Genomic DNA, 4,318 nt, shown 5'->3' on the forward strand with positions numbered 1-4,318 from the left:
CCCCAGGTCCGGCAGCATTGTCAGCCACCAGCTCAAAAACAGTCCCAGCAGCACCACCTGCGCCACCGTCATTACCAGCGTAGTCTCAAAGGGCACAAACGGCAGGCTGCTCGGACTTGGCACCAGGCCCTGCACCCAGCCCAGCCCCACACCAATTAATATCAGCAGCAACAGCCTTACAGAGAAAACTGTGCCCCTGATTAGAAAGGGAGACGCATGCTTCTTCCGCCGCTTCACATGATAAAACAGCGGGTCGTCAATCACTTTATAACGGCTAAACATGGCTGGACCTTCCCCTTGGCTAGTTCCCGATCCTCACCCTGTTCTTCACAACGCGTACCTGCGCCATCGACCTTGACACCGCCCCGTTTATAGGCCGCAGGACTATGCTTTCAAAATAGGACCTCGCCGCGCGGCCCATCCTGCCCATAACGCCCGTGACAATCCGCTGCGGCTTGTCCGCGCCCGCCGGCGACAGGTTGTCCTGGGGGCTTGCCTGCAGGATGGCCACAAAGGTGCCAAAGGCCACGTCCACCGCCATCACTTTTTGCGCTATCTCTACCTTGTCCATGCCCGTACCCCGCATTGTCTGTCGACTGCTCGTTGGGCGGCATTATCCTGGACAACCACACCATCGTCATCGTACGAGAGTACCAATTGACTATGTACGGAAGAGCATCCCGTCATTGACCGTCCCCGCGGCCCACTCTACAATTTGCGCAGTCCGATTTATCGGACCCCCCTACTCCACCCTGAGGAGGCCCCATGCCCGCCACACCCCTCAAAGGCGTCCATCACGTCACCTATATCGTCGACGACGTTGATCGCGTCATCACCTTCCTCGACAAGAACTTTGACCTCAAGCCCCTGGAAGTCATCGATAACAAAAAGCGCGGCCTTCGCCAGGCCTTCTATAAAGTCGGCCCCACCATCGTCGACTTCTTCCAGCCCACCCATGAAAAAGCCGACTTCTACCAGTGGCTAAAACAGCACGGCCCCGGCATCTCCCACGTCGGCTTCGGCGTCGACGCCATCGACTCCGTCGCCAGAAACGTCGTCTCCCGGGGCGGCAAGCCCCGTTCCGGCGACAAGTCTGAACCCACCCCCAACGGCTACCGCACCCTCAGCTTCAAGCCCGAGGAAGGCTGCGGCTTCCTCTTTCAGCTAGCCGAAGGCGAAATGAAACACTAAACCCTGAACGCCTGATGCTAGTTACGGACTGTATTAGACGATAACAGAGCAATATTGTCATTCTGAGACGCAGTAGAAGCCTGCCCTGAGCCTGGTCGAAGGGAATCTAATCGCCGTGACTGCCGCAAGGCCTCCTTGACCACTAAAAAGGTTAATGAGGAATCTGGCCTCACTATAACCGCGCTACCATCTCCAGCCAGACGGCTCTACTACTCATGTAGGGGCTAGGTCGCCTTGCCCAGTCATCTTCTCTCGCTCCCTCCTTCCCCCTTGATGTTGATCTCCTTAACCTATATTCATCCGAAATCCCGATGATAATCGGGAGGGGAAGGCGCAGGTCGAAGACTCGCCGTGGCGAGATGAGGGTGAAACCTTAGCACTACGCTCTGTCCGCCAGGCTCAACTACACCTGTCGCTGGCTTCACCTCTTTCCTCATCATATTTTGTGGGGAACAACTAGCAGCCATTTTAAAGGTGAGAACTAGAGAGAGCTCGGGTGGAAGGGTGAGGCTTACGCTACTCTTATGCAAAAAAACTCGACAAGGAACCTTCCTCTACACCCTCGGCCCCTTCTTCGCCCGCTCCATCAGGTGATACAGCAGGTGCCCGTCAAACCCCAGCTCCCGCGCCTTGGTGGCGTCCCCCTTTGCGTCGTCACCGTGCCCCAGCGCTGAATTCGCGATGGCCCTGATGGCGTACGCTGACCCCTGCTTCGGGTTCAGCCTCAGCGCCTCGTCCGCGTCCTTCTTCGCCTGCTCCATCCTCCCCATCTCGTAAAACGCCCCTGCGCGATTGTTATACGCATCCACATTCTTAGGGTCCAGCTTAATCGTCTCGGTAAAATCCTGCACTGCCGCCAGGTGCTCCCGCAGGTGTATATACGCCAGCCCTCGATTGTAAAAAGCGTCCGCCCGCTTCGGGTCCAGCTTCACGCAGCTATTGAAGTCCCGAATCGCCGCCAGCGGCTCCACCAACTGCCCGTATAGCACGCCTCGCTGGTAATACAATTCAGCGTCGTTTGGGCGTTCGTCCATGGCTGCGCTCAGCTCCTCCACCCGCCGCTGAAGCTCCTCGACAGCCCCCGCCGGATGCGCCGCCGCCTGATGCCCTTCTTGTTGCCCATGCTGATGTCTATCCTGGGTCACGGTAGGTCCCTCCACGGGCGCCAGCGCTTCCCGCCCTTCACCGTCAACACCGACGCCAGCCGCCGTTCCGTCCGCGCCTCATGGCCCAATTGGTCCTCGTACGCGAATTCTCCCTCCTCAAACTCCAGCACCGCCGCGTCTCCCACCGACCCCGGCTTCAGCGTCCCCAGCTCGGGATGCCCTATCACCTGCGCGGGGCTGGACGTAGACCGCCGCACTACCTCTTCCAGGCTCATGCCAAAAGCTAGCCATTGCGTCATAATCTCCAGAATATTGTAGTTCTTAGAAGCGTAAGGCCACGTCCCTACCCTGTCCGTGCTAAGCGAGTGCGGCAGCAGCCCCTCCGACACCGCCTGCTGGCAAATCGGTATCGAAAAATGCTTCACAAAGCTCCCCGTATCGAAAATTATCCCCGACTTGTGCGCCTCCCACACCTCCCTCCTGAACTCCCCCTTCTCGTTCAGCACGTTGTGGGTATCGCCGTGAAAGCAGTGCGTAATAATGTCGCCGGGCTTTAAGTACTCGAACACCTGGGCCATGGGCAGCGGCGTCTCCATCACATGCACCATTACCTTGGTCCGCGTCTCGTCCGCCAGCTTCCGCGCCATCTTCATCGCCGACACCGCGTTTTTCGCCGTCGTCCCGTTGGGCGATAGCCTCACCTTCACCCCCAGCACCAGGTCTCGATGCTCCTCAATGCACTGCGCCGCCTCCTTGGGCCGCGCGAACCGAAAGTCCTCCAGGTCCGGCACCTGTATCGACACCGGCATTGTCCCCATCGACGACAGGTGGATGAACGCGAACAGCCGTGTGTCCACCTTCTCGATAACATAACTCCGAAACCCCGGAAAGTTCATCCACCCCGTGCTGCCCGTGTCCACCGCCGTCGTTACCCCCATAGGCAAACATACCTGGTCAGGTATGGCCTTGTACGGCGATATCTTGTAGGCATAGTGGCCGTGGATGTCCACCAGTCCCGGCGTCACCATCTTCCCGATGACGTCCACCACCTCCGCCCCTTCATTCTTGGGTATGTTCGACGCCACCGCCGCCACTTTGCCCCCCAAAAACGCCACATCCCGCTTCCCCCTGAGGTTCTGCGATGGATCGATGACCTCGCCACCCTTCAGAATGAGGTCATATTTAATCGGCATGATTGAGTATCTCCTGACTGCTTAATTACAGCCGCCAATAGTAACATCCTTCAGCAGCCGGGAAAACCCGCCAGCCTTTATCCGTATAACCCCTTATTTGACACCCGTTCCACAGACGATATACTTTCCCACGCCACTCAAACATTAACCTGACCTTGGAGACGCGTCTAATGAAGATCCCCTACGGAGTTGTGGACTCCGACGGGCATATCAACGAGCCCGAGAAGGAGCTCATCGATTATCTGGAAGGCCCCTACGCGGAAATCAAGAAGCGCATCCACCGCTACTTCCCCAACAAGAAAGGCGCTGTCGGCGGCGGCATCGTCGCCACCCATAGCTGGTTCGACAACACCCTCGGCGGCCGCCTCGGCGCCCAGGGCCCCGTGGGCTTCCCCACCCCAGACGACTGGCTCAAGAACGCCGACGACGGCGGCATGGAGTATATCTGCCTCTTCCCCACCACCCTCCTGGCCTACTCCTCCATCACTGACAACGACTATCTGGTGGCCATCTGCAAGGCCTACAACAACTACGTCCACGACAAGTGGCTCAAGTACAACTCCCGATTCCGCTCCGTGGCCCTCATGCCCTTCGTCGAGCAGGAAGAGGCCATTAAAGAGATGCGCCGCTGCGTCACCGAGCTCGGTTTCTCCGGCGTCATGATTGCAGCCGTCGGCTTCGGCCTCCTCGGCGGCAAAGGCTACCACAAGTTCTACGCCGAGGCCGAAAAGCTCAACTGCACCATCGCCGTCCACGGGGGCCACGCCACCGCCGAATCCAACCGCTACACCAAGTTCATCCAGCGGCACACCATCGGTTTCCCCGTAT

At 58.6% G+C, this 4,318-nt stretch carries 6 protein-coding genes; 2 read left to right on the top strand and 4 right to left on the bottom strand.

Annotated features, from left to right (window positions below; translation table 11 throughout):
• Together FJ320_12785 and FJ320_12790 are read right to left on the bottom strand one after the other, a co-directional pair.
• Positions 1 to 282: hypothetical protein (locus FJ320_12785; protein MBM3926819.1), on the bottom strand; the 282-nt coding region annotated here is incomplete at its 3' end.
• A gap of 19 nt (positions 283 to 301) precedes the next feature.
• Positions 302 to 571 carry a hypothetical protein gene (locus tag FJ320_12790; protein MBM3926820.1) on the bottom strand — a complete coding sequence of 90 codons (270 nt, stop codon included), beginning with the start codon at positions 569 to 571 and terminating at the stop codon, positions 302 to 304.
• A gap of 194 nt (positions 572 to 765) precedes the next feature.
• Between FJ320_12790 and FJ320_12795 the strand changes: the two genes are divergently transcribed.
• Positions 766 to 1,191 carry a hypothetical protein gene (locus FJ320_12795; GenBank protein MBM3926821.1) on the top strand — a complete coding sequence of 142 codons (426 nt, stop codon included), beginning with the start codon at positions 766 to 768 and terminating at the stop codon, positions 1,189 to 1,191.
• Positions 1,192 to 1,745: 554 nt separating this feature from the next.
• Here the strand turns inward: FJ320_12795 and FJ320_12800 are convergent.
• Complete coding sequence (locus FJ320_12800; protein ID MBM3926822.1) at positions 1,746 to 2,336, bottom strand: tetratricopeptide repeat protein; 591 nt, start codon at positions 2,334 to 2,336, stop codon at positions 1,746 to 1,748.
• Positions 2,333 to 3,490, bottom strand: a complete 1,158-nt coding sequence (locus tag FJ320_12805; protein ID MBM3926823.1) for a hypothetical protein — start codon at positions 3,488 to 3,490, stop codon at positions 2,333 to 2,335. Before FJ320_12805 ends, FJ320_12800 begins: the two co-directional genes overlap by 4 nt.
• A 170-nt stretch (positions 3,491 to 3,660) precedes the next feature.
• On the opposite strand from FJ320_12805, the gene FJ320_12810 reads away from it, so the two are divergent.
• On the top strand, positions 3,661 to 4,318 hold a 658-nt coding region (locus tag FJ320_12810), incomplete at its 3' end, for a hypothetical protein (GenBank protein ID MBM3926824.1).

Source organism: SAR202 cluster bacterium, from assembly GCA_016872285.1.
In the GTDB taxonomy this organism is placed as follows: Bacteria; Chloroflexota; Dehalococcoidia; order Lucifugimonadales.

What these genes read in the sequence shown, in the direction of transcription:
- FJ320_12790 (MBM3926820.1), bottom strand. Translation starts at nt 571, where the DNA reads ATGGACAAGGTAGAGATAGCGCAAAAAGTGATGGCGGTGGACGTGGCC.
- FJ320_12795 (MBM3926821.1), top strand. Translation starts at nt 766, where the DNA reads ATGCCCGCCACACCCCTCAAAGGCGTCCATCACGTCACCTATATCGTC.
- FJ320_12805 (MBM3926823.1), bottom strand. Translation starts at nt 3,490, where the DNA reads ATGCCGATTAAATATGACCTCATTCTGAAGGGTGGCGAGGTCATCGAT.